We start from the raw sequence: 1,442 nt of genomic DNA, 5'->3' as shown, positions 1-1,442 counted from the left end.
TCATTGCGTTTGTGACCAGTTCATTGACGAGCAGGCCGATTCGGTTCGCCTTGCGCGCATCTACCAGAACGCTCTCGGCATTCACGATGACGGCAATTGGGCGGATCCCACGAAGTGTCTCTCCAAGCTTCCAGCACACTTCGGTCAAGTACTCCTGCATGTCAGTTACCTGATCCTCCTCCGCTGAAACACGAAGGTGGTCATAGCTTCTCGCAATGACATGAAGGCGGGTCACAGCGCTTTCCAACGCAGACTGGACTGCGGGGTCCGGTTGAGAGCGTGCCTGCAACGCGATCAAAGAAGATGAAATTGCTAAGTCGTTCTTGATACGATGACCTTGCTCATCCAGCAGCACCTGCAGTTCAGAATGCGCCTCCGCTAGACGCTCAAGAGCCTTGCGCATGCTTTCGCCGACGATCACGACGAAAAGTGCGACGACGGCAAACAACGTAAGCGCTGCAACATGTTTAGCCGGACCCAGGGACCAATCCAACCGAAGCCCGACAAGCGTCATGCTTAGGACAGTCGCAACTATGCCACTGCCGCGGTCAAAGATAATTGCGGACAGAAGGATCGGCGGAATGAAGTAAATGAAGCTGTTAGGGCCTGTGTAAGGGCTGCCATCCACTTGAAAGACAAAAAAGATGGCGACGAGGATTGCGGAGCACCCGTATCGTAAAATTATCGACTGACCCTTCGGGAGGAGCGATAGTAGCCTTTCCATCCGGCACTGCGTTTTCCGCCAAGCTCAGGTCACGGATTGGTTCGTAGTCGCCTTTGCCGAACGAATGCATAAGTTCCAACTATAAGAAGGAAGGGCAGACCGGCGCCGGCAATTGGAGCCGGAGCTCCAGCGGACCCGCCGCCACCTCCGCCACCGCCATTTGTCCACCCCCCGCCGTGGTTATGGCTCACGTATGCCATCCCACCGGCCCCTGCCGTAATACCCGCGAAAGCAATTATCGCACAGAGAACTTTGACCCAGCCAAACATGACTTGCCTCCTCGGTGACGGCAGCAGCCACCACGGATTCAACTCTGTTGGCTCACATAGCGTTCAGTACTCCTTAAGGGTCAGGGGTCTGAGCAGGTCATCCGGCGGCACTAGGCGAGCGCCGCCTGTAGTTTGTCAGTTGCCGGAAAGTGCTGCATCACTAAGTACTGGTTCTTTACGACTAAAGGATACTGTGGCCGCGAAAGCCCAGCACTGCTAGCTTCTGCTCTTGCAAAGGCCGGAGACGAGTCCATGGAGACCATCGATCTCACCGCCATACGGGACGCGAAACGTTCAAGCGAGCCGTATGACTTCATTCTCGGTTCACGCCTCCTCAAGGAGGACGCGATAGACGACCTCAGGCGAGATTTTCCAGACATATCAAAGCCCGGATATTTGACGGTCGACGAGGTAAATCTTCGAGGAAAATTCAAGAAGCTCATCGAGGA

At 55.1% G+C, this 1,442-nt stretch carries 1 protein-coding gene and 1 pseudogene; one reads left to right on the top strand and one right to left on the bottom strand.

The genetic code is table 11. The features are described from left to right. Positions 1 to 514, bottom strand: a 514-nt coding sequence (locus AC1DT3_RS20955; RefSeq protein WP_477467125.1) for a histidine kinase dimerization/phosphoacceptor domain -containing protein, incomplete at its 3' end; no start/stop codon positions are given. 611 nt (positions 515 to 1,125) lie between these two features. On the opposite strand from AC1DT3_RS20955, the pseudogene AC1DT3_RS20950 reads away from it, so the two are divergent. Next, a pseudogene (locus tag AC1DT3_RS20950) lies at positions 1,126 to 1,442 on the top strand (hypothetical protein); the annotation flags it as partial.

It is taken from the genome of Microvirga sp. P4_G7 (assembly GCF_056401005.1).
Note: the sequence above shows the minus strand (reverse complement) of the source record. Positions and strands in the feature narration are given on the sequence as shown.